Source organism: Microseira wollei NIES-4236 (assembly GCF_020521235.1).
In the GTDB taxonomy this organism is placed as follows: domain Bacteria; phylum Cyanobacteriota; class Cyanobacteriia; order Cyanobacteriales; family Aerosakkonemataceae; genus Microseira; species Microseira wollei.
This window is the reverse complement of record NZ_BLAY01000122.1, coordinates 1-23,183: the sequence shown is the minus strand read 5'-3', so window position 1 is coordinate 23,183 and position 23,183 is coordinate 1. Positions and strand designations below refer to the sequence as shown.

Sequence of the window (23,183 nt, the reverse complement as noted above, 5' to 3'; positions counted from 1 at the left end):
AGTCTATCTTTGTCGTTGATAAACTTTAATAGGAAACCTGATGAGTCAGCTTCCATACTATCAAGGCTATCCAATTGTTGTCGCCATATCTTGCCAACAGTTGAATCTACAGTTAGCCAACCTCGCTAAAAGCGGTCAACTGCCAAAAACCTGGCAGGATCCTGCCGCTCAAGGTCATAGTTGGACAGTTGATGCAGAATTTGGCGATCCCTACATTGATTTTCCGGTAGACCTAGATAATGTTGCCCGTTTGAATTTTCCCATTACCCGTGGCACTTTCACTTCGTACAATACTGGTGGACTTGGGCATAGTGTCGCGTCAGAATCTGTCAATCTAGCAGAGAATGTTTTGGGTATTATTAGCCCCATGGGAACAAAACACGAAAGCTTTTCCGATTCGACACTTTCGATTAAAAATATTTATCTAGATCTTAATTCAGCACAAACTAAAACCATAGTTCGCACGAAAGACGACGTTGAAACACTCGTTGTAGATGCCTCCACAACTGCATCACTAGCCGAGCGTTTCCAAACAGAAATTCGGGCAAAAACAAACGGCAGCTTGATCTTCAATAGTAGCATCACCCGAGACACCAGTGGTAATTATGTCACAGGTTGTCTCGAGCCAGTCAGCAGTGATTTTTCCGTCTTTCGGGTATTCGACAGAAGCCATCCTGCATTCGATCCTCGACGCAGCGATCGCACTACCATGAATTGGCTGCTCTCAACTGAGTCGGCTCAGCCGCCATCCGGCGATCACCAGCTGTTGGGACGGTTTGATAGCAGCCCACTTCCAAATGATGAAAACGGGGTGATGATCGTTTCATTTGCCGCCTTGGTGGAGTGCGTGATTCTACCTGCTATCCAAAAAGCTGCTCCCGATCTTCATGAGGCTGATATGGCCAGCGATCGTTCCTCAAGAGTCTGGTTGCGTAGCGTATTTGGACCTTTTCAAAACGTAGAAATTTATCCCGATGGCGGACAAATTCGAGCAGATTTTACAGTGGTAAAGAGCGTTAATGTCGAGGTTACACTAGGCGATCGGACATTAACTAATTTGAGAAATTCAGCTTCCTCAACCTGGTCTACTTTATTTACTGTGAGTCGGCAAAATGACAAAGTCGTGATGGATGTAAAGCACAGTAAGGTGGTTGCGAGTTCAACATATAGCGACCTATTGAGTTTTTTTTCAACCCTAGACTTTAACAAATACGATCCGAATTCACTCAGAGACTCTTTAGATAGAGATGCAGATCCTGCTGGAATCAATCGTAGATTAGAACAGCTCATGACAGATTATATGTCGAGAGTACGTATTTTAGGGGACAAACAGTACGATTTGCATAGTGCTCGTATCCTCAATGGAAATCTAGTACTCGGTTTGTCCGTGCAGAATTATGAATTGCTCGATCCTGCCGATGCCTACGGTATTCGTTCTGTCTCATCTTCCTATTCAGGACAGAGTTATACATTCCATAATTTAACCGGAGCTAACATCAAACTTCGTTGGATTGATTTAGAGGGTAGGATACGACAGAGCTGGGGAAATGGTAGTACACCTGAACTTTTAGCTCCTGGAAGTACTTGCACTGGTCTCTATTATATTAATCATGTTTTTGGTGTTTACGACCAAAATGACCAACCCTGCGCCTTTTACCGATTTACTGGCAAGAGTGAATTTAATCAGAATACAGACATTTACATTCGCTCCTATGTCCGTTTAACTGATGATAGAAATTTGCTTTCGAGGTATTCAGGTTCATCAACCTATGTAAAATTTGTTAACCTTACTGGCAAAAATGTAGTCGTTTATTGGATGAGCGCCTCCAATCCTAGATTTGCCAGCCGACATGAGGTAGGAAAATTGGCTCCGAATGAAACGGGTGGGTTCTGCCAAACAAGCGTTGGTCAGGTATTCAGCGTTTACGATGAAGACAGCAGGGTTTTTCTGGGAGCATACAGAATTACCTTCCCTACTGGCACTTTTTCAAATCAGCGACAAACGATTGAGTTAATCTAGTGTTATCGGGACTTAAACAAAAATATTAGAGCAGACAACACGACAATAATTTCTAGTCCTAACTTTAGCTATGAGATAGAAACGTTCAAAAACGATCGTCATAAAATGGAGGCGCTTTCTCAAGAGATTCTTTCTGAAGACATAAAAAGTTATTCCGACAGTTCCACCGTCGGAAATAACTAAGGTTTCAGAAATACAATCTATATGAGGAAAAATTGGTCTGATCTATAGATTTATTTATAGCCAATTTACTTTTTTATAAAAAAATGTTAAGTAACTTGCTATGGGATATAGCTAGGATGTAATATATCCAATACATCAATAAAAAACTGAAGTCCAGAAGTATTTGTATGACTATTGATAGAGAAATCGCCCATGAATACCTTTATTTTTAAGCCGAAGAACTGGCGGCTGAGGCTTATAAGTCTGACAGCATTATTCCCTTATAAAAAAAACTGATTATTCGAGATAAACATAACTTCATCTTATCGGGGTATGACCGAATTTTAGATGCTGTCCCCGAAAAAGAAGACCTTGATCTCGCCTTCTTTGCCACTCCTGAATCCTTACAACTGTTCTCAAACCAGGAACGCCGTCTGGGGCGATGATTTTGAATACTCTCTTCTCCCAAATTGGGAATAGCCGTCTACTGGAAGAGGTTGCTCCCGATCAATTTGAGATTATCGGTACTCCTGAATCTTTAGGGCGAGGAGGTAGCTTAGTTGTGCATAAGCAGTACGACTCACAACAGCAAACATTTTTTATTCAGTGGCAGGTAAAGGGCATACATTACGATCAAGCCGCTTCAACCACAACCGCTGATATTTTTATCGATATCGCGGAGGATCAAAAGTCCGTTCACAAACAGGTTGAGTACTTGATATCAAGCATCAACATGCCGATTCAGCAGCATATTTATACTAATTTGCCGGAAAAATCCAGCCTGCAACAGCAGAATCCCTATCATCTGTTGGTACTTCATCATCGCACCCATGAAGTGGTGATGACGTTACAAACCCTAGAAGCATTAGGATTTACGATTGATTCCTTTATTGGCATTCCCTATGGTGAAAGTAATTGGCCGATCATGAGGATGTTAGATCATGTGTCGAGTCAAACCTATCGATGTTTACGGATGATTCAACATCCGATTGAACCGACGCAATACCGATTTGACTTTAAGCAATCCTCTTTTCTCCAGAGTGCTGGTGAAGCGTTGTTTACCGACTTATATAACGACTCGAAAGTGAATCGGAACTATATGAGTGCAATGACAACCTTAGTGGAAACCGAACTGGTTCGCAGTGTTCAACGCTGTATCCAAGAAAAGACCAAATTGTTGATTTATGAAGATGGCGGATATGCCATCCCTCTGATTTATCAAATTTATAACGATTCGACTCATCGTTGGCATTCCCTGTTCAAACAAGCTGTGGATGAAACTATAATTGTTGGTGCGGTTGAAGTGACTGGTGCTGGAGAACAAAGAGACTTGGCAGCGATTGAATCGAACCAAGGAAAAGCGTTGCTTCCGGTACTCTCGACAGCACGGGATGACATCAAGACTATTTTTGAGGCAAAAGGGGTTTCACAAGCGATTATTGACTCCACGTCAACGGCATTAGGTCGCTTAGGATTGCCCACATTTGAAACCCGTAAGGTGGCGGTTATTGGGGGCAATGGGGCAATCGGTACTCGACTGGTTGAAGAACTTACCGAAATGCAGAATAGTACCAGTAATGTTTTTGCTATAGATATTGTTGATCGCGCCTTTTCTCGAGAAATTGATAGCGAAAGTTTTCCCTATGCAGCCATAAAAGTTGATTATTTAAACTTGGGTCGATATGTTGTGGCAGACAACTGTTTACCTGTGATTATCGATTTGTCTTTTGGCAACCGTAGTCTGCACGTATACAATGAGAGGCTTGAGAAATTCGTGCGCGAGTTCTTTTCGCCCTCCTCCCCCTACGCCTCCTTTGAGGAATTAGTCTTTACCAATTCTTTCCCACATCCAGAAATTTCCTTGGAGATGCTATGGCAAGAACTGGACAAATTGAATCAGTTATGGGACTCGATCGGACAGGACTCTGGGTATGTGGCACAGAAAATGGAATTCTTGCCGAATGGACAAGGGATGAGTCAACTCTTTAGTAACGGCAATTTATCCAAAAAAGTCACGTTCTTAGTCTCAGAACAGGTACTTTCTTTCAAAAAAGTGACGCGCCTGATTCACAACCATATTGATACCATAATTGGGATGACGGGGCTACCTGTATTCGATGAGGATGACATCAATGCGTTTTTGACCAGAAATAACAGTGGAAATCCGGTTGATGAACTTGTCCTGGTTAGTGGTTCATCGAAAGATTATGAATTCAAAAAAGCCATTGCCTTTCTGGATGATTTGTTAGCGGTTCTTTCCGAAAAGACGATAGATATTGAGCAACAGTTGACCGGGTATACGAGGTATTATGAACAACAGATGTGCTTTATCGCCGACGCTGACATGGACGCGATCCGCCAAGTTCTTACTTCTGGGAAAAGACCTTATGCTATCGTCGCCAAACTTAAAGAATATCCTGAATTGCTCAAGAACAGCGGGTTGAAAGATGCCCAACCTGATGCCTGGGCATCTGGTTTAGCGGAATGGATTCGGCGCAAGATTAAAAGCAGTCTTTCAATTCGTAAATCCATTCACCAGGATATTGGCACAATCTATCATATTCACTTTAATGGGCAGTCGAAACGATTAGTGCTGTTAGCCGATGGCTTTGCGATCAACTTTTTTGCCAAACATGAGAAAGGAGTAAAAACTGAATATATCGATCCCATTGTCACGATGCAACTGCTAGGATTGGTGAAACTGGCGACAACGGAAAAAGCAATAGAACCCGGAGTTTATCGCATGGCGCAACATATCAAAACCGAGGATATCAACCTGTTTTGGAAGGCACTTGATGATAAGAGTCGCCCGATACAATTTTAGCCACCTAGGGCAGGGGTACGGCATTGCCTTACTCCTACCGATAAAATTATAATTTTGCAGGAAAAACTCTATGTCAACCAAAAACGCTAGCTATTGGATTGAAAAGCTTGAACTTGAAAAACATCCAGAAGGAGGGTAATACAAAGAAACTTATCGTTGCGATCAAGAAATACCTCACGAAAATCTACCCAAACGATTTGAAGACTCTCGGAATTGTTCAACAGCCATCTATTTTTTATTAGAGGGAACTGATTTTTCGGCGCTTCATCGCCTCGATTCCGATGAGTTATGGCATTTTTATGCCGGGAGTTCACTAACGGTTCATGTTATTGAGGAATCGGGAAACTATTGTCCCATCAAACTCGGTGATAATTTTGACGAGGGTGAAGTGTTTCAAGCCGTAGTCAAAGCGGGATGTTGGTTTGGCGCGACGGTTAATGATCCGCAATCCTATTCACTGGTGGGCTGTACAGTACATCCCGGTTTTGATTTTAATGATTTTGAGTTGGGTAAGCGAGAGGAATTAACTAAGTGTTATCCCCAACATCAGTCTCTGATTGAGAAAATGACACGAATTTGATAATTGTAGAGGCTACAATTTATCTAGATTCTCAGACTTTTCCGGAATAGGGAGTCGTTTTGATTCAGCCACATAGGGTAGGGGTATAGCAATGCCGTGCCCGTACCCACCATATCCCCTAATGCTTTCAATCCTCACATACTTTAAGCCATTACAGGTCAATCTCATCGCCAATTAGTTTGACCTTCCCTTTTTGCTTGAATTTATCGACAACTGTAAATAATCTCCTAAAATTCTCTGGTTGCTCAAGAAACAACACTATTAGGGAAACAAGGTTTTGGTCAAGCAAATAATATTTGAATTCAGGAAAATTGATTCTGGTTGCACCAATTTTACAAAAAAAATTTCCGGGTTCGGGGAAAGTGGCGGTACCAATTGCATACTTACACCCACATCCAATCAGATATCTGATTTCTGTTGCCACTATCAATAAGAAGATGGGAGACTTACGAAAATTTATATCGACAGCCGAACGACTCAATTCATGATGGCAATCATTTTGTAAAAATCTGGGTAATTGGCTGTAATTTTCTACCTCTAAACGCCCATTAAACCGAGTAATTATCCGATGTACTCCTACAAGTCGATCGCCATAGAAACCACCAAATTGTGTTGACACCGAATCATAATCATCAACCAAAATATTTCCCAAGACACTTTCTGCGATTTTTAAATTTGAGGGATTGCCTACGGGTGGAATCCAACCTTGCTCTTGCACGTAAACTTCGTAAAGTAGCCTTTTGGCTAAAATCCTCTCTTCCTCTGTTCTCAGTATTCGCACCGAATATAATTCCATTTCAACAAAATCTGTTTATTTTTTATATACTCCCAACTTTGTGGGATGATTAGAAATAGAACCTAAACCCAGGTCTTCTATGTTGTAGAGACGTTGCAGGCAACGTCTCTAGACCCCTTATTTAGAGCCGAATTTAGTAAGGACCAAAGAATAAGTTTCCAGGTGCCTGTGGATCATCGCTCGCGTGGAACTGTCGAACTAATTCGACTACTTCTTCTTTGGATATATGACCGTCACCATTTAAATCTAACTTAGGAAAGGTTTCCTCCGCTAAGTCTTCGGAAACTCGCCAACTCGACAGAATTGTTTTGTACTCCTTAACAGTAATGACACCGTTGCTATCTAAGTCTAATAAGTCGAAAACTTGGTTGGCAAGGTCAACAACCGTTTGGTACATTGATTGGTCATGGATCCGTCGATCGCCGTGTTCTAGCCACTCCTGAAGCTGGACTTTCCCATCGTTATCTTTGTCAGCATCTTTTTGGAGATGCTGCCAATCCTCCATAAACTTGGCATGGAGTTGATCTTACTGGGGTGAATTGGCTTCCAGATTGCGGAATTTGGCTAAATTTTGGAAGATGAGTTCAAAGTCTTCCTGTGTGACTGTGCCGTTTCCATCGGCGTCATAGACTTGGAATAATCTCGTCCATTTTTTGGTTTGCAGTTCCGTTAACATGCTCTGGTATTGTCTGTGGGTTTGATTTTTATTTTCCCAGAAAACACTCAGGACTAAAGCTGCGTGTCACAATTGGTGCTGGGTGCGTGACGCTAGAAGTCTCATTGCTACGTTCAAATATTCTCGCAGCGTCACGCACCCTACAGAAAAAATATGCCAGTTGCGTAAGTCCTAAAACTATACCATGTTCGGAATTCGATATCTACCCAATTATAGCGGATTTCATTCGGATGAGGTACACCTTGGTTTGTGTAGCGGCACCCTTAAGGGTGCCGCTACACAAACCAAGCGAAAACGCTGTACCTCACGCGGCTGCAAGCCGCTGTATGCCCCACAACCCTTCAACAGACTTCAGAGCATGACCTAGCATCGATTTAATTTCGGCGTGAGTATTTTTCTGGTAAGGATTCAGGTGGGGGCAGTCGCGGTGATTGACAAAAACTTGGGTGGGAGTAACGTTACCAAAATTACCTTCAAGGTACTATTAACTCAAGTTGCTAGTTACATCCAAGACCGCTGGTAATAGATAATGGGTAATGGGTAATTGTCAAGAGTAGACTGCCAATGAATCCAATTACCAATTACCAATTACCAATTACCAATGTCACAACTATTAACTAGCAACTTGAGTTATTAGGCAAAACCAAGGCTTAGCTTAACCCGTCAGAAGCCCCACGACTGACCCGGTGGGGCAGCGTGGGATGAATGACGGGTTAAGCTAAATTACATTAACAGAATGACGTGCAATTTCCTGATCCCAGAATTGGTATGCAACTACCTGTTTGTTTTGAGTATCAAAACGCAGGGTAAAAGTCTGTGCAGGTCCGATATCATTGTAGCTGTTATAATTGAACTGCTCTAGATAGCGAAGAGTTTTCCAACCGAATAAAGTCAAAGCTGCATTACTCAAAATTACTGCTCTGCCATCTCTTAAAGGCATTTGAACGCTTATAAGATCTCCAAAATAGTTATTAGAGTTGTAATAACCAGAGAACTCACAAAAATGTTCATTAGTAGGACAATAGCTAGCTTGCTTATCACCCCAGGAAGTTGTGTAAATATCTCCATAGGTGATGTGGCGAAACATCAAAGAAGAATTGTTTTGGATAATAACTGCATCTTCTAGAATCAAGGGGATCTTGATTTGTTGGTCTTGAGCAGGTCGTTCAAAAAACTTCTGGTAAACTTGACTACCAATAACCAAATCTAGATTATTGCGACGGACAGTGCTACCGGCAGGTACCTCATATATGGCTCGATTCTCTGGTGATGCCTGCATTGTATTAACAAACTGTTGAGCAGATCCCGCATTGACCAAAGCTTGACCAGTAACTTTTGACAAACCCAATGCCGCAAGTTCTTGTGCGTTTAAGTTAAATGTAGTCCCTGTGGTGGAGGGAAAATTAACTCGTAGCGCATTTAGAGAGGTATAAGTCTTGTAGAAGTTGCTGTAGGCAATTCCATCTGTTTGATCCTGGCGCAATACAACTAAATCATCTCCTTGACGTTGGAAACCGAGAGCTTCTAAATTCATGTACATATATATCTCATCGGGAGACCCGACGGATAAATTATTACCTACTTCACTCACGGCAAAAGAACCATCAGAAAAACTCAACTGAAGATGTTGATAACTATTAGCCTGCTGTATTTCAAACACTCCGACAATATTAATCCAGTGATGGCTTTGTTTATGGATTAAAACCAGGTCTTTACCTTGTTGAAAATAGCTAAAATCCCCCTTTCTCATGCCTAAAAGTTTCAGAGTATCTTGACTGGTATCTTTAGCATAATTCAAGATAAAAATGGCTTCATAGTCCAGTATAGCCATATTCACAGTGTAGGTATCGGTTCCTTCTTTGCCAAAGAGAATGGCTTTTTTGATGTTTTTGGCTAGATTAGGGTAATTAGTAGGCCAAGACATCGAATTTGGTAAGGAAATGGTGTTATTATCTTGAGTCCCAGTCAATTGCAAAATAGACCCTGGTAAAATTTGATACTGAATTCCTGCCAATTTCCAGGATAGGGAGGCTTCCTGAGATTGATATACTTTAATTTGGTAGCCTACACCTTGACTATTTTGTCCAACGATCGTGTAGGTATCTTTGCCATAAGCATAGGAACGATTGGGATCTCCTGCCTGAAAATAGGGAGTCCAACCTGTTTGGCGTAACAACTCATCTATTTTCGGCATTTTTAGCTCTGATAAATTTAACCCTAGGATTTTATCCATCAGAGTGCGACTGGCATCAATAGCATCGATATAATAAAATCCTGAGCCACTATACATGCAGTATTGAAGAACGCTAGGCTTTTCTGACCCTTGTTGGGGCATTTTTTCGGTAAAGAAAATCTGGTTATTCTCCGTCCAGACTTTCTCGAATTGTCCTGAGAAACCTAATTTTTGAGGGAGATGACCCTCACGAATATTATCATAGTTGTCACTGCGATCTACTTGCAGGTCTGTACCACGGCTATCAGAGTGATAAGCTACTAGAGCAAAATTAGATGGATCCCAAGTCCCCGTATACTGATAATTGGATTCTTTATAGAGAATGCCAATGTTATCCCCATTGGTCAAAGGGACTGATTCTAAAATTCCTATTCCTTTACCTCCTCCATCTGTCGAATTTTTGAGGTATTGATAGCTAACATAGGCGCGATACAAAAGACTTTGTGAACGCATATCCATGGGTATATCACCTAAATTTCGAACTGTCTGTTCCTCCTCTAGGCTGCCTAATTCTTTTCTGGTAATATCTAGCAGAAGGGACATATTTTTCTCCTGAAGATTAACCATAAATATATGACCTATATTGTCACATAAAACTATATTCTTAGGCATCGCTCCTTCAAATCGTACCCGTTGCGGTTCAGCAGCTGGAAAATAGGCACTCACGGCTCTGGTTTGTCCAATTGTGAAACCATCATCATTGAAAACTATCTTCCAACATCCTGAAGGACGCAACTGAGTAGAACGCGCCCCAAATCCTATTCTGTCGATGTTAAAAATCCACCTTTCATCAGGATCGTTGGAAGCTTTGATTTTAATATTTATATCCTGCTCACTTAAGACTACCGCGTAATTTCCACCATTACCTTCCAATCTGTAAGTTAAATTGGACTTTTCAATATCTGCAAGCTGCTGGGGAATCAACACAGTTCGTCTTGCCTTGTCTAACTTTAGCGTGACCGTAGTAGGTCTATATTGACATTTGAATTGATCGATGGCAAAGTCTGAGGTTGCCCAGTAATCATAGTAAAACCTCTCATAAAAATGAGATTCAATTGTGCGGAGTGCATTTATACCAGGGCTGCTATAATTCTCTTGCCAGAGTGGTGCTACTATGCCGTGCTTATAATCGAAGACCATCTCGATATCTCTGGGCAAGACAATTACATCAACATTGGTATTCTGTAATTGTACCGTTTGAGGGCAACCAAGTCCTTCCCGAACACTAAGAAGTGGTAGAGTTTTCGCTCTACTATTACCTACCCAACCCACATCAGGACCTGCCGAGAAACTATCGCGATTGTTCACTTTGGTGTGAGCGGCTCCAGGGTGATCTGGATTAACTTGATATAGATATTGGCTACCAAATGTCAGCCGTCGTCCTATGAGGTCAATTTCAGCGATCACTGCCCCTCCTTTAGGTTTCAAGGCTGATTGAATGCCCTTATATTGATCCGCCGCTTGGTAAGTCATACCCCTGCTACCATCAGAGTTGGCAGCGTAGCCCTGAGCAATTGTGCCAAAGGGTTCAGCCACCTTTTGTGCATTCTCAGTTCTTTGGGCATATAGTGCTACTAAGGTGGGAATTCCTGCCGCTAATCCAGCAATGGGGACTGCGATCACTCCTAAGATAGAAGCTGCTGTAGAAGCTCCTACAAGCCCTAACCCCAAAGAAAGCAAAGAAGTGGCCGTTGCTGTAACATCAAAGACCAAAGTCGTGGTAATGGAAGCTCGTTCGGGAGTGGATGAGGTCTTAGAAAGTACAATGCCATCTAAGATAACATTTCCAATACTTAGGATAACCCCCAAGCCTTCTGTGAGAGAGGTTTTCACCACAGTGGTCACTAAGCTTTCGGAAACTTCCTTAGCTACAGCGCCGCCATTTCTTAAAGCAGGTAAGATCTCTGTAATTACCTGAGCTACTTCTGTAACCACGCCGTGACCGTATTGCGTTAAGTTCAAATAGCTTTGAACCCCCACTGCTAGATCTAAATCTGGGTTACCGGATTTCTCATACAATTTTCCCTCTGCAACCCAATTGATAACGGTTTTAACTAAGTCCGCTTTATTAGCGCCGACCCCAACCCCAGCAGATACACTACTACTGCTAGTTTTAGAGGTTACCTGACCTGTCACCGAATCAACTTGAAACATTTCCCCCAGATTTTGGGCTTGTTCGTTGAAAAAGGTGCGGAAATTCCTAAAAGTTGGATCATTGGTTTGAATCCAGCGAGTCTCATTTAGATTGTTCTTGTTGATGAACTGAACACGGTCTTGACCTGCTGTAGCTTCCACATTTTGAATTATCGGTACCCAGTTAGAGCCAAGTTGAGCCTGCTGGTTAAGAGTTTTGACCGCTTGTGTCCAACGCTCAGTTTGTTCAACAGCTAAATAGGCATCTAAGATTTTTTGAACCAAAAAACTACGACCAAATCCAGATATGGCAATGTTTTGAACCATTTTAGATCTTCCTCTCTAAATTAAACATTAATTACGCTAAGTCTCTATCTGTAGCGTGTCATCTGGTAACCGAGCGCCACCACTATCATATCAGTAGTGTGCCTGCTTAAGTACTGTTAAACATCGCAAATTCTCCTGACTCCTGACTAACCATTTGGCTTTGATTACAACATTATAGTTATGTGGATATTTTTGTCAACCTTTTTTACTGGACGTAACTGTTCAGGGGGGTTACGAATTTAATAGGGTTTGAAGCACTGACAAGCCCATAAATTTGGGAAAACGAGGCTAAATTAGCCAGTTTAATTGCCTGAAACCCTCATTCTCTCGTTACCCCCCTGAACGGTTACAAAAATGGTATGCGCGCGTTTTGGGACGAATTTGAATTGCTTTATATTGACCGCGATGTTAATGCCGCTATCAATATAAAGCGCGTGGGGCCCTAGACTTTTCCCCACGATAAAACGCCGTAAAGGGAATCCTGTAGTAGCTCAATCTACTACTAATAGTACCTCGAAGGAAATTCTGGAAACTTTAAAACGTGCCAGAAGCCTACACTGACAAGCGAGCTTTCGGGGGGAAGCTTCCCCCCGAAACGTCGCGCCCGCTAGGGCAGTGTAGGTAGTTCACAAATCAAATTCATCAAGGGGTATGGTAGGGAGATCGGGGGGAAGGACGGTGCGGTCAATGGTTACTTTGTGACTTTCCCGTTTAGTCTGTATTTCGGTGGCGATCGCTTCAAACCGCATCTCCAAACAGCCAAACGGAACCGTCACCTGGGATATCGCCTCGACTTGTCCCCACCCGTTGGGTGCAAAATCACCGAGTAAGCGAGGTTCTTCCAACAGACTCCGCGTCTGGCGGTCAACAATCCACAATTTAACGCCCAATCGCGGCAACCCATAAGCTAGCGTCACCCGGACGCGCACTTTTTGTCCTGAAGTCAGTTCGCCGTTGGGAAATACCTCCAGTTTAGGTGTCGGAATCGGTTCATCTTCTGGGACGGGGTCGAAATCCGGTTTGGGTTTTTGCTCTCCTTTCTTGCGTCTGGGTTTAATCGGTTCGTCGTCTACCACAAATTCCCCCGCCGTCAGGTGAGCATCTGGTTCGGGGTGAATGTCGAAAAGCGAATCTAAGTCAATTGTCAAGGGGTCTAAACTGGGAGCCGCCTTTAACCAGTCAGATAACTCTTCATCCGTCGCCAACGCCTCAAGCCGCGAGAATAAACGCTCCTGGGGTCTAATATGTACGATGCTGCTTGTTTCCGGTATAGACGGGTGTTCGTCGCTTTCTGCTGGCGTTGTCCCGTTGTTGCTCTCTGCGCTGAGATCTACTGCCAACTCTGATTCCCCAAAAGCATCTAAACTAATATCTGCTTCGGTCGTATCCTCAGCTTGATCTTGCTCTTCTTTCGTACTGACTGGCTCAGGTTTGGGTTTCGGTTTAGGTGGATACCGACTGGGAAATGTAGGAAGTTCGAGGGGTTGGCGCGGTTTTTGTCGCAGCGTAGATTTATTCAGTAGGGGCGGTATGGGTACGCCGTCCGATGGTTCAAACTGAATCGTGGGAACTTCTTTCGGAGTATCTAACGGATCGATCGGCGCGGCGGGTGCGTCGGGAGCGATGTCGAATAGATTGGTAGCGCTGTTGTTAGCGATCGCACTCAGCAGTGCAGTCACATCCGCCGTAACGGTGAAAGATGCCGTTGTTAAAACTTGTGGTGCAGGCGTCTCGCCTGCGACTTTGAGGGCAATTTCGCCCAAAATCAAACGAGTATTAACTTGAGGCGGGATATTAACCTTGCAGGTAAAGCGAACCGGCAAATTTCCTGCTGGTAACATTTGCTGCCGTTCTGCCACCACCTGGGAATTCTGCGGATCGCGCAGGTAAATTTGTAACTCCGTACCTGGTATGGGTTGACCAACTGCTGCGGCGCTTTCGACTTGTCCTGAAACTGTTAAAACCCCGTCCTGACGAGCCACATAGGTGTCGTTGTCGAGAGCGATCTCAACCTGTGTTGGAATCTGTGGGCTTTCCCGCGCTTCTGGGGAAGTAGTAGACTCGGATGTGGTTGTATCGGATACTACAACTTCTTGTGCGTTGGCGGCAGCCTGTGCGGCAGCACGTATCGCATCTGAAATATTGGATGAATTCTCCGCATCCAAGCTTCCCCTTTTTGTCTGTTTTATTACACTCCCCCCCCCGCCGCTCACCTGCTCACCTGCTCCGACCCTCACCTGCTGGGCTTGAGGAGCAGAATCCGGCAATACTTGGATTTGAAGCGTATGCTGCCAAGTATTGCCCATTAAGTCGGTGATTAAGTCTGGACGACAGCGAAATTCCCAGCTACCGGGTTTGAGATAGTTAAAGGGTATCACTACCATCAACCCATCTGCGTTGGTGGAGCGGGCGTGTTTCTGCATCCGTCGCTTCGGCGGATCTTCGTAGGTGGAATCGTGGGTGATGCGAACATCCACCTCAGTGTCAGTGTAGCTGGAGCGGACAGCGAGGCGATATCGGCCTTGCTGAATTTCCACCATAGCTTGTGGTGCTAGGGTATGCCAGGTGGCTTCGCCTTGGCGCTGGAGCAGAAATTCCCAGGTTTCCATTGGTGGGTGAGAAGATAGCAGCGATCGCACTTAATTCTAGACCAGGGACGGGGACAGGGCAATTGGGTGGGGATTGGGGAGAGCGTCAGCACCTTGAAATTCTCACAGTCGTGGGTAAGTCCTGTCTCAAATACCCTCTAAGACTGTCGCCAGTTTTCCGTCTGTAAGCCGGGAATTCGGTCAAATTCCCGTTGATTAGCAGTGACCATGACGAGGTGATAAAGTTGAACCGCAGTTGCAGCAATTAATACGTCGTAAGCACCAATTGGCTGTCCTTGAGATTTGAGGATGGCGCGAATCTCAGCAGCTTTTTCTGATTCTGAAATACCGAAAGGAAGCAGGGTAACAGAATTGAGGAAACGGGTAATGATAGGTTCAATTTTTTGGGCGCGTTGGGAGTTGAGTTGTAAGCCGTAGCGCAATTCCATCAAGGTAATAACGGAAACAGCGATATCGATGGGTGGCGTTTTCTTAAGTTGGGTTTGGGTACCTGGTTCCCCTTTAATGAAGTCGCTGATGACACAAGTATCAAGCAGGTAGCGCATTAAAACAACTCCAGTTCGCGGGGTGGAAGCAGTTCATCGCGATAAGACTCGAAGGCTGGAAAGTCTGGGATGCCAGTATAGGAAAGGATTTCGCTTGACCATTGAGAGGTCTTGCTTAAGGGAAGTTGAGTAATTTGGCGCAGAGATTGGAGAATGAAAGTTTCGAGGGGGATATTCAGTTGGGTTGCTTGTTGGATCAGGTATTGTTCCAGATCTTGGGGTAAGTTGATAGTGATTTGCATATGAGTAAGTACGACACCGATATACAAGATTAATTTAGCAGAGCCACAAAGTAACATAAAATGTTCTGGTTCCAGTTCGGGTTCTCCGTCAACTTCAAAAGGAACGCGATGATCGATTTGTAGCTCGCGCTCGTCAACTTCCTCCAAGTAGATGAAGCACTTGCAACCAAATCTCCTAATTAATTCATTTTTCAACTGTTTTGATAACCCAGTTCTGCCAGACAATCTGGTGAATCTAGCCTTGCTAATATCTGCAAATTTGTAAGCAGCTATTCTCCTGCCATCAGTTCCGGTAACGCGAAAAGTTTCCAGAGGGATTCCATGCTCTCGGACATCCCTAGCTGCTCTTGGCGGATGATTATAACCATACCTTTGTTTCAATTCTTCTGTGGTGATGAAACCATATTGTACAATTAGCTTCAATAATTCAATCAAAGGTTTATTCAGATCGTTAATCCAAAATATTTGAGAAATTAGTCTAGAAGAAGCAGCAATACTAATTGCAGCAGTTCCCGCAAATGGCTCTACTAACCGCTCTACTCTATTAGGTAAAAATCTGAGAATGTCTGAGGCAAGATTTCTTTTACTACCTTGATATTGAATTGGATGGGGAAGGGTAGCCATCTGAACCATAGAACAATGGAACTCAATCAGTCTACCACGAAAGTTAAGACGGCTAACGGCTAAAATCAGCAGCGGCAGATAACCTTGGCATCCTCACCAACAGCTTTCGTCCGTCCGCCGTTCGCTGCACCGCCTTGTTAGTCTGCGCCAAGCACTCCAGCATGAAAGTCTTTTACAGTGCGCTCAAACGCAAGTGCCATAAGAGACTCAACATCTGGATCTGTATACAATTTTCCAACATGCTGATTGGCTATGTTAGTGAAACCATACTTGAGAAGGCTAGAACGAGCTTTGCTAATATCTACGGAAGTACCAGCAACTTTGCCTAAATCTAGAAGAAAGATTAAAAATAAGTTCAGGTATTCCTCTAAATTTACCTGATCAAGTTTCAAATTTTTCTTATTGTTTTTTTCAATTCCTTGAATTAAACGAGCTGTAATTGCATCAATTGGGTAGTTAATTCCCATTAAAGCTGCAAGTTCATCACGGAAATACTGGTATATCTTGCTGGGAGATGAGAAATATTGAACACCCAATAAAGGCACAGAAAGCTGATTCCGATCGAATTCAGTAAATACTGAATCAGGCGGTTTCTTAGAGCCGTGTGTGCCTTCCACAACATATAGAATAAAATCTGTTCCAGAGTAATCCTGGGCAATGACAACCGATCTCTTAATACGGTTAAGAATAGTCAATACTCCAACTACCATTTTTGTCGAAGAACTCCAGTAAACTTCTACTGAATTGTGGTAAACCCCTAAACCCAAAGTTCTTGTTGCTTGCTCTGCTATTGAAAATAATTGTTCAGTCTCAATGGCAAAACTCCGCCAATCACCTTGGTCATATCGCGCAAACTCCCGGATTGGCTTAGTCAAATCTCCCTGAACCCACTCTGGCAAGAAAAACCCAAGACATTTGAGAACTGTATGCGCTGTAGAACGATATTGTTCTCGAAGATTTAGCTGAGTTGAAGTGAGTTGAGGTTTTGCATCTGTTATATCTGGCTGTGCCTCTATAAGGATTTTTTTAAGATTTTCTTGTTCTTCGGCTGATGGAGGTCTCCCCAGCCAAGTAGCCATACCATCTCCTTCTATCCAACGTTTGGCTTGGCTTTTGGAGTTGAAAGTTAGATTTGATTTGATTGTTCCATCTGGCAGAATTTCGTCTTCAACAAGAGGCTGTTTCAGCTTCAGCTTAGCCCCTTGATCTAGAAAGTATTCATTCTCTAGAACAATTTTAGGTACTTCTTTATGACGCTCTCCTTTGAATATCCAGGAATTCATTACAGCTTGTACATAAACAGCAAAAGCTACATCTGTCTGCTGTGAAAAGCTACTGTTACATTCATCACAGATTAAGTTGCCCGTTTTGTGCGAACCACCCCAAGATGAATTGAAGATATGTTCTTTCGCTGTCGCTGGAAGGCGGGTTCCACAGTAGAAGCAGGTTGTTAACTCTGATGCACGTCTAGGTAGTTGCTCAAAACGTGTAAACATGAGGAAGTTTGTCTAACGACTTGTATTACAATTGTAATATAGCGTGACGATTTGCGTGTGTTCATACCTTTGCAGCAATTATTTTGCCTTGAACACTGGCAAGTAGCTTTAAGGGATGCCCCACAGATACCTGAGCAGGCTAACTATTAATTGTACCGCAGTTACGTTCTGATACGCTTTATGAATGTAAATTACCGCTAACAGCTTCTGTAAGTTGACTGTCCCATCACTTGCTCATCCTTCCAGATGAAGAGTTAAACCTGTTCCCCTTCCAATTGCTACTTACCGACGCAACGCAACTCAATTGCTGTTAGCGAATCGCGTTGCGAAACTCAATTACAGCATCATATTGATCGGGCATATTGGCGCAGCGAACCAATAAATTAATATCTAAGTTTGGCAGCAGGATACTGCGTTCAATTTGCTCATACTGTCCTGCTTGCAAGCGATACAGAGAAAGCTGACCATTTTTCCAAAACCAAACTTCAGAAACCCCTAATCCTCTATAAACCTCGAGTAAGTCGATGCTACCGCTGGTGACAATAACTTCTATCGCTAGGTCTGGAAATTCTTTTAAGTTTCCAATACAGTAACTTTCATCAGGTTCTAAACCCCGTTCTTCTGCCTGTTTCCGATAGGTTGTCGAACCACAAGCATAGATCCTGGTATTAGTTTCTAAAGAGTAAGTTTCAATTAATCGACCGATTAATGATTTTATTCTCTCATGCTTAGACCCAGGCTTAAAAATTTCCAAAGTTCCTTTTAGGTAATTCATCCGCACTCCAGCAAAATCATCCAGAGTCGCGCGGAGAATTTCATACTGTTGCCAGTAAACTCGATATAAAGTTAGTCGCTGAAGATCAGCGACTAAGCTAGCTGTTTTTTCCAAAAGATTGGGATTCATAAAGCGCTACTGTTGTGTTTTCAGGTTATCAATCTCGCGTCGCAGTTCGTCTGTTTTGGCTAATAGATCGGTTTGAGCGATCGCGTAGTAAATACCAATAATCAGGCAATCTGAAGCGTCTTCGGTTCAGGGATAGATTCACCTTCAGTTTGCCAAGCTTCCAAGTACATTTCAATGACTTCTTCGCCATTACGAATTGCTTCCTCACGAGTTTTGCCATGAGTGCAAGGCATCACAACGCGATCGTCAAACTCTGGAATTGTGACCAGGAAAAGCCGATCTTCATCAGACCATTGAATAATCATGCTGTATCGACTCATGAATCCTCGTCCTCCCTTAACTCTTCCAGTGCAGTAAGTAGCTTTGCTAGTTGTTTTTCTAGATAGAGCGGCACATCATCTCCATCCTTGCCTGGGATTGTCAGCGTTTTTCTGAGCAGAGGATGTCTCCAACGCTCATGGCTGCCTTTGCCGCGCTTGGGCAGGTAAACAAACCCTTCACGCGCAATCTGAGCTTTCAAATCTCGAATTTTCCTGGGCATGGATATTGTCTGGTACTCTACCCCATTATAAAGTTAGCCGCCGATCTTTAGCGACGAAGCTTGTTGTTTTTTCCAAAATATTTGTATTCGTAGAGTGCTACTTTTGTGTTTTCAAACTATCAATCTCGCGTCGCAGTTCGTCTGTTTTTGCGAGTAAATCGGTTTGAGCGATCGCCTCTTGCTCCTTAGTCGCCATCCACTTCAATTTGACTGTCTTGTTTGCTGCTTCTTCATCCCCCAAAATCAAGCAAGCAACAGCCCCACTCTTATCAGCGCGTGCGAATTGCTTTTTAAACGCACTCCCACTCAAATCTAATTCCACGCTAAACCCAGATTGGCGCAATTTTTGAGCCAATATCAATGCTTGCGCTTCCGCCGCGTCGCCTCTGGAAACTACGTAAAAATCCAGACTCGGCTGGGGCTTTTCCTGTATCTGTTGCAACAGGATAACTAACCGTTCTAACCCAATTGCCCAACCTACTGCGGGAGTTTCCGGCCCTCCCAATTCTGCCACTAAACCATCGTAGCGACCGCCACCGCAAACCGTGGCTTGGGAACCCAAGTTATCGGAAATAAACTCAAAGGCTGTGTGGCTGTAGTAATCCAAGCCACGCACTAAACGGGGGTTAATTCGGTAACTAATCCCCAAATCGCTTAATAGCTGCTGCACTCGCTCGAAGTGCCGCTTTGATTCTGCACCGAGATAATCTAATATACTTGGCGCATCTTTAGCAATTTCTTGGGTTCGATCGCTCTTACTATCCAAAATTCGCAGTGGATTGCGAGTTAGGCGATCTTGGGAGTCCGGATCTAACTCTTCCTTGTACGGTGTTAAATAATCTACCAGTGCTTGCCGATACTGCTGTCGATCTTCGCGTTTTCCGAGTGAATTAAGATCCAGTTGCAGGTCTTTAAGTCCGAGAGATTGGAGGATATTGGAGGCGATCGCAATTACCTCAGCATCCGCCCTTGGGTCAGGACTACCTAAAACCTCCACCCCTATCTGATGAAATTGCCGTTGCCTTCCTGCCCCTGGACGTTCGTAGCGAAACATCGGCCCAGTATACCAAAGCCGCTGCACGCCACCTTGGGCAAATAAACCATGTTCGATAAAAGCCCGCACCACCCCGGCTGTCCCTTCCGGACGCAAGGTAATACAACGCTCCCCTTTATCCAGGAACGTGTACATTTCTTTACCTACGACATCAGTAGCTTCACCGATACCGCGTTCAAATAAAGCCGTTTCCTCAAACGTCGGCGTGCGAATTTCGGTATAAGTTGCTCTGGCTAAAATCTCCCGCGCCGTTGCTTCTACCCGCTGCCAATAAACGATTTCTTCAGGTAGGATGTCTCGCGTTCCCCGTAAAGCTTGGATGGTGCCCATTAATACGTTAATTTGTAGTTAAAATTGATACTTTGCCCAGCTAGAACGATGGTTCAAAATCGTTTATCTATCTAGAGCAATAGCGATTTCTATAGTATGCCAATATTTGATCGACTCGTTGGCGACAAGTGGAATCGGCATGTTCTGGAAACTGAATCCACAAGCCTTCTATTTGGCTTTCATTGTAATCAAAGTCTTGGCTGTGCTGGGGGATCAAATAAGGTTCTACCCCTTCCACTTGCCGTAGATGGGCGGCTAGTTCTCGATACACCGCTAGGGGCAACCCAGGAAAGCTAATTTGATAGGGCAGTATTTCTGGTTGAGGCGTCTGCATTTTTATTGGGTCATAGGTAATTGGTAATAGGTAATTGGTAATAGCTAATAGCTAATCGCTAATGCGAATGAACAATTAGCAATTAGCCATTAGCAATTAGCAACTAGCCCAATTTTTAGCCAGCGTTGCGGCAAGTAGTATTAGACACCTTTTTGCTTTGAAAGCCGGGAAGCGAGCGCCATAGCGCCACCTGCCAGGAGAACGGTGACAGCAGCCGCAGGAGTACCCGGTTGGTTCCCTGGTTGGGCGGGTGGTATTGGTCTATCCCCGACCATTTTGGCTACTTCAATGCCGTTTTCTTCCAAAATTACCACGGGTTCGGAGCCATCATTCATTTCAATGCGTTTGACCAGCACCTGTCCCTGAGACAACCGCTGTCCAACTTTGACGTAGCGGCTGGTGGCTTCGTTGGGTGCTTTTACAATAGCTTGAGGCTCGTTACCAATTTGAATCACCCCAGAAACTTCAACTGCCCTCGCCAGAGTAGGTTCTGGAGGCGGCGGTAATGCGGGAATTTGGGGTTCGGGGGGTGTGGTTGGGGTAGGACTAACCGCTGGGGTGGGACTAGGCGGTGTTGTTGCAGCCGGAGTCGGAGTCACGTTAGCGGCGGTTGTTGGACTCGGCTGACTCGCCGCTGGACTAGGTGCGGGTGAGGGTCGTACCGCCACTGTAGAAGTGGGGGCTGGGGTGCGTTGGGTTGTCCGCGCCACTGCCGTTGTACGATTTGCTGGATGCCCTTGGGGCGTCCTTGCCACTACGTTACCCGTTGCTGGACGACGTTGGGGCGCGCGTGCGACTACCGTGTTACGAGGCGTTACCCGACTTTGGGGTGCGCGTGCCACTACTGTGGTGCGAGGCGTTACCAGGCGGGGCGTCCTTGCCACTACTGTGGTGCGAGGCGTTACCAGGCGGGGCGTCCTTGCCACTACTGTGGTGCGAGGCGTTACCCGGCGTTGGGGTGCGCGTGCCACTACTGTGGTGCGAGGCGTTACCCGGCGTTGGGGCGCTGTTGCCACTACTGTGGGGCGAGGCTTTACCCGACGTTGGGGCGCTGTTGCCACTACTGTGGGGCGAGGCGTTACCCGACGTTGGGGCGCTGTTGCCACTACTGTGGGGCGAGGCGTTACCCGACGTTGGGGCGCTGTTGCCACTACTGTGGGGCGAGGCTTGACTGGGGATTGTTGGGGCGATCTGGCGAGATCGCGAGCGCGAGTAACAGGATTGCGTGAAGGCGTTCCTGCGGCTATGGGAGAGCTTGTATTACGTCTATTTGGTTGCACCGCCACCGTTGTTCCGGGTACGACAAAGCGTTTTGACGGTTGTACAGAGAACCGGCTAGGCGTGCTGGGGCGGCTGCGTGCTACCGGAATATTGGTACGAGGTGCTACAAAGCGTCTAGTCGGTTGCAGGCTGACGGGTTCACCAGCTTTAGGACGGCTGGGTGCTTCTACTGGGATACTGAGACGGCGTACTAGAGGACGTCTGGGCGGTTGCAGGGCAAAAGGTTCGGGAGCTTTGGGACGGCTAGGCGTTTCCACCCCAACCGCAGGGGGAATCCTGGGTCTAGGCAGTGACGCTACAGGACGGGACGCCACAGGACGGGGGATTGTGGGTCTGGGACGACCCACTGGTGTTGGGGCTGGTCGCGGTGCGGTTCGCCTTTGCGGCAAGGCAGTCGGTACTTTTACCCCCGGTGTTGACTCGCTTCCTGGAATGCGCCTTACCTGAGGAACGGGTTGCTGAGTCGCGGTGGGAGTGGGTGTCTGAGGTTTATTTTCTTCAAGTTGAATCGGAGGCTGGGCGAAGGGGTCTGTGACTCCTTTTTGTATGCCGCCCAGGCGCGCCTTGGGATCGGTCGAGGGAATCAAGTCTGAAGGAGGAGCTGGTACCGCAGCCGTGGTTGATGGTTTTTTGGTAGCATCAGCCGTGGTTGTAGCTGGTTTTCCAGGAAACACCGCCCCTGGAAAATCTTGTTTTGCTGGTGTTTGAGCGGCTGGCGATTCATTAGGGCTGGGAGAACTTGTTGTTTCCCCTCCGCCACCCCCATTCAGATTACAGCCACCTGTAAATAGAGCCAGCGTTCCGACAAAGGCTAGGAATGAAAGTTTACGCATTGCCAATTCCCCAAAAGCTGTCTTCAGCGTCCGCAACAGATTTTTTGTCTCTCGACAATATCCCAGGCGGGTTTCTGGTATTTTATATGTTACTTTGAATTATTGACTTTATTAGTCGCACTAAGAATTCTAGCCTTTGGATGAGGACAGGGGCTAATCTATGCAGCGTCAGTCTGGGAAACAGAAGTTAACCGCTCTCGCGTAATTCCCCACTCGCCCACCCGGTGGGGATGGATAGCGACTCTGGGGTAGCCCCCATCTCTCACATAGTTTACCGACAAATCCCCAATCACAAGGTTTTACGCCATGCTGTTATTGTGAATTGCTGATTATAGTAACGATGGTTAGAAAGGTTGTCAAAGTTCGCATTTACCCTACTGATGAGCAATGCCGCTATCTGCGAGAGAGTTTTGGCTGTGCCCGTTGGTGGTGGAATTATGCGCCCAACCAATCTAACGAAGTCTGCATCAAGTCTCTGAAATGCCGTTAGAAATCCGTGATTGGAAATGTCCACACCTAAAAATTTCGGGAGATTGGTAGCCCCGTCAATTCATTGCGGGGCGGAAAATCGACACGAGCAGATTTATCTGCCGTCAATATTAAGCTTAATTAATGTTGATTGTTGGATTTACAAGCTCA

18 protein-coding genes and 1 pseudogene are annotated in these 23,183 nt (G+C 44.9%); 5 read left to right on the top strand and 14 right to left on the bottom strand.

Annotated elements, in window-relative coordinates; translation table 11 throughout:
- The first annotated feature begins 40 nt into the window (after positions 1-40).
- The 3 genes from MiSe_RS32075 to MiSe_RS53050 all read left to right on the top strand — a co-directional run bounded on the left by MiSe_RS32075 (position 41) and on the right by MiSe_RS53050 (position 5,586).
- On the top strand, positions 41-2,020 hold the full coding sequence (locus MiSe_RS32075) for a hypothetical protein (protein ID WP_226587758.1): 1,980 nt from the start codon (positions 41-43) through the stop codon (positions 2,018-2,020).
- 610 nt (positions 2,021-2,630) lie between these two features.
- Positions 2,631-5,006, top strand: coding sequence for a hypothetical protein (locus tag MiSe_RS32070; protein ID WP_226587756.1), 2,376 nt, complete (start codon positions 2,631-2,633; stop codon positions 5,004-5,006).
- A 169-nt stretch (positions 5,007-5,175) separates the two neighbouring features.
- Positions 5,176-5,586: a cupin domain-containing protein gene (locus MiSe_RS53050; RefSeq protein ID WP_226587768.1), complete on the top strand. Its 411-nt coding sequence runs from the start codon at positions 5,176-5,178 to the stop codon at positions 5,584-5,586.
- Positions 5,587-5,737: 151 nt separating this feature from the next.
- Here MiSe_RS53050 and MiSe_RS32060 read toward each other — a convergent pair whose 3' ends face one another.
- The 3 genes from MiSe_RS32060 to MiSe_RS32050 all read right to left on the bottom strand — a co-directional run bounded on the left by MiSe_RS32060 (position 5,738) and on the right by MiSe_RS32050 (position 7,058).
- Entirely contained in the window at positions 5,738-6,382 is a 645-nt protein-coding gene (locus MiSe_RS32060) for a hypothetical protein (protein ID WP_226587754.1), read from the bottom strand.
- A 133-nt stretch (positions 6,383-6,515) separates the two neighbouring features.
- Entirely contained in the window at positions 6,516-6,887 is a 372-nt protein-coding gene (locus tag MiSe_RS32055; RefSeq protein ID WP_226587752.1) for an EF-hand domain-containing protein, read from the bottom strand.
- A gap of 21 nt (positions 6,888-6,908) precedes the next feature.
- Positions 6,909-7,058 carry an EF-hand domain-containing protein gene (locus MiSe_RS32050; RefSeq protein ID WP_226587750.1) on the bottom strand — a complete coding sequence of 50 codons (150 nt, stop codon included), beginning with the start codon at positions 7,056-7,058 and terminating at the stop codon, positions 6,909-6,911.
- 385 nt (positions 7,059-7,443) lie between these two features.
- On the opposite strand from MiSe_RS32050, the gene MiSe_RS32045 reads away from it, so the two are divergent.
- A complete protein-coding gene (locus MiSe_RS32045) occupies positions 7,444-7,581 on the top strand; it encodes a hypothetical protein (RefSeq protein WP_226587748.1) in 138 nt (45 codons plus the stop codon).
- 195 nt (positions 7,582-7,776) lie between these two features.
- Here the strand turns inward: MiSe_RS32045 and MiSe_RS32040 are convergent, their stop codons facing one another.
- The 11 genes from MiSe_RS32040 to MiSe_RS31990 form a co-directional block, all read right to left on the bottom strand.
- The gene (locus tag MiSe_RS32040) at positions 7,777-11,751 is read right to left on the bottom strand and encodes a TcdA/TcdB pore-forming domain-containing protein (RefSeq protein ID WP_226587746.1); all 3,975 of its coding nucleotides are present in this window, start codon (positions 11,749-11,751) and stop codon (positions 7,777-7,779) included.
- Positions 11,752-12,377: 626 nt separating this feature from the next.
- Positions 12,378-14,360, bottom strand: a complete 1,983-nt coding sequence (locus MiSe_RS32035) for a hypothetical protein (RefSeq protein ID WP_226587744.1) — start codon at positions 14,358-14,360, stop codon at positions 12,378-12,380.
- Positions 14,361-14,497: 137 nt separating this feature from the next.
- Entirely contained in the window at positions 14,498-14,905 is a 408-nt protein-coding gene (locus MiSe_RS32030) for a type II toxin-antitoxin system VapC family toxin (protein WP_226587742.1), read from the bottom strand.
- The gene (locus MiSe_RS32025) at positions 14,905-15,771 is read right to left on the bottom strand and encodes a DNA adenine methylase (protein WP_226587739.1); all 867 of its coding nucleotides are present in this window, start codon (positions 15,769-15,771) and stop codon (positions 14,905-14,907) included. Before MiSe_RS32025 ends, MiSe_RS32030 begins: the two co-directional genes overlap by 1 nt.
- 137 nt (positions 15,772-15,908) lie before the next feature.
- On the bottom strand, positions 15,909-17,267 hold the full coding sequence (locus MiSe_RS32020) for an HNH endonuclease (RefSeq protein ID WP_226587737.1): 1,359 nt from the start codon (positions 17,265-17,267) through the stop codon (positions 15,909-15,911).
- Positions 17,268-17,577: 310 nt separating this feature from the next.
- Complete coding sequence (locus MiSe_RS32015) at positions 17,578-18,171, bottom strand: Uma2 family endonuclease (protein WP_226587735.1); 594 nt, start codon at positions 18,169-18,171, stop codon at positions 17,578-17,580.
- Positions 18,172-18,272: 101 nt separating this feature from the next.
- Complete coding sequence (locus tag MiSe_RS32010; protein WP_226587733.1) at positions 18,273-18,491, bottom strand: type II toxin-antitoxin system HicB family antitoxin; 219 nt, start codon at positions 18,489-18,491, stop codon at positions 18,273-18,275.
- Positions 18,488-18,712, bottom strand: a complete 225-nt coding sequence (locus MiSe_RS32005; RefSeq protein ID WP_226587731.1) for a type II toxin-antitoxin system HicA family toxin — start codon at positions 18,710-18,712, stop codon at positions 18,488-18,490. Before MiSe_RS32005 ends, MiSe_RS32010 begins: the two co-directional genes overlap by 4 nt.
- A 97-nt stretch (positions 18,713-18,809) precedes the next feature.
- Complete coding sequence (hisS, locus tag MiSe_RS32000) at positions 18,810-20,096, bottom strand: histidine--tRNA ligase (RefSeq protein ID WP_226587729.1); 1,287 nt, start codon at positions 20,094-20,096, stop codon at positions 18,810-18,812.
- Between the two features lie 67 nt (positions 20,097-20,163).
- Complete coding sequence (locus MiSe_RS31995; protein WP_226587727.1) at positions 20,164-20,430, bottom strand: hypothetical protein; 267 nt, start codon at positions 20,428-20,430, stop codon at positions 20,164-20,166.
- A gap of 140 nt (positions 20,431-20,570) precedes the next feature.
- Complete coding sequence (locus MiSe_RS31990) at positions 20,571-22,544, bottom strand: hypothetical protein (protein ID WP_226587724.1); 1,974 nt, start codon at positions 22,542-22,544, stop codon at positions 20,571-20,573.
- Positions 22,545-22,884: 340 nt separating this feature from the next.
- Here MiSe_RS31990 and MiSe_RS31985 point away from each other — a divergent pair.
- Positions 22,885-23,007, top strand: a pseudogene (locus MiSe_RS31985) (helix-turn-helix domain-containing protein); the annotation flags it as partial.
- Positions 23,008-23,183 lie beyond the last annotated feature (176 nt).

Bases quoted from the DNA above. Each gene is read 5' to 3' on its own strand.
- MiSe_RS32075 (WP_226587758.1), top strand. From the start codon at position 41: ATGAGTCAGCTTCCATACTATCAAGGCTATCCAATTGTTGTCGCCATA.
- MiSe_RS32060 (WP_226587754.1), bottom strand. From the start codon at position 6,382: ATGGAATTATATTCGGTGCGAATACTGAGAACAGAGGAAGAGAGGATT.
- MiSe_RS32055 (WP_226587752.1), bottom strand. From the start codon at position 6,887: ATGGAGGATTGGCAGCATCTCCAAAAAGATGCTGACAAAGATAACGAT.
- MiSe_RS32050 (WP_226587750.1), bottom strand. From the start codon at position 7,058: ATGTTAACGGAACTGCAAACCAAAAAATGGACGAGATTATTCCAAGTC.
- MiSe_RS32040 (WP_226587746.1), bottom strand. From the start codon at position 11,751: ATGGTTCAAAACATTGCCATATCTGGATTTGGTCGTAGTTTTTTGGTT.
- MiSe_RS32035 (WP_226587744.1), bottom strand. From the start codon at position 14,360: ATGGAAACCTGGGAATTTCTGCTCCAGCGCCAAGGCGAAGCCACCTGG.
- MiSe_RS32030 (WP_226587742.1), bottom strand. From the start codon at position 14,905: ATGCGCTACCTGCTTGATACTTGTGTCATCAGCGACTTCATTAAAGGG.
- MiSe_RS32025 (WP_226587739.1), bottom strand. From the start codon at position 15,771: ATGGCTACCCTTCCCCATCCAATTCAATATCAAGGTAGTAAAAGAAAT.
- MiSe_RS32020 (WP_226587737.1), bottom strand. From the start codon at position 17,267: ATGTTTACACGTTTTGAGCAACTACCTAGACGTGCATCAGAGTTAACA.
- MiSe_RS32015 (WP_226587735.1), bottom strand. From the start codon at position 18,171: ATGAATCCCAATCTTTTGGAAAAAACAGCTAGCTTAGTCGCTGATCTT.
- MiSe_RS32010 (WP_226587733.1), bottom strand. From the start codon at position 18,491: ATGAGTCGATACAGCATGATTATTCAATGGTCTGATGAAGATCGGCTT.
- MiSe_RS32005 (WP_226587731.1), bottom strand. From the start codon at position 18,712: ATGCCCAGGAAAATTCGAGATTTGAAAGCTCAGATTGCGCGTGAAGGG.
- hisS (WP_226587729.1), bottom strand. From the start codon at position 20,096: ATGGGCACCATCCAAGCTTTACGGGGAACGCGAGACATCCTACCTGAA.
- MiSe_RS31995 (WP_226587727.1), bottom strand. From the start codon at position 20,430: ATGCAGACGCCTCAACCAGAAATACTGCCCTATCAAATTAGCTTTCCT.
- MiSe_RS31990 (WP_226587724.1), bottom strand. From the start codon at position 22,544: ATGCGTAAACTTTCATTCCTAGCCTTTGTCGGAACGCTGGCTCTATTT.